This is a genomic window from Tamlana crocina (genome assembly GCF_012037625.1).
Map to the genome: position 1 here is coordinate 1 of NZ_JAAVJS010000550.1, position 348 is coordinate 348.

A 348-nucleotide genomic window follows, 5' to 3' on the forward strand; every position below is an offset into this window, starting at 1 on the left:
ATAGTTGAAGGCCTGTTCCAGTACGGGTTCTTTTCCAAGGGAATTATTTTCAACTGCTAAATTGATCTTAGCAAGGTCTTGATAAACTATTCTACCTGCACCAAGATTCATATGTCCCACTTCGCTGTTCCCCATCTGGCCTTCAGGTAAACCTACATTCATTCCATCTGTACGAAGGCGGCTGTGAGGATAGTCGTTATATAAAGAATCTATGAAGGGTGTATTTGCACTGTCCACGGCAGATCTTGAGGGATCATTGCTAATCCCCCAGCCATCCAGGATCATTAAAATTACTTTTTTATTCATGCTTGGTAAATTTTAGGCAAAGATATGAAATATGCCAGCCTT

Annotated in this window: 1 pseudogene; it reads right to left on the reverse strand. The window is 40.8% G+C overall.

From position 1 onward, the window contains the following. Positions 1–306 (reverse strand): annotated as a pseudogene (locus HC176_RS18005) (2,3-bisphosphoglycerate-independent phosphoglycerate mutase); the annotation flags it as partial. Between the last annotated feature and the right edge of the window lie 42 nt (positions 307–348).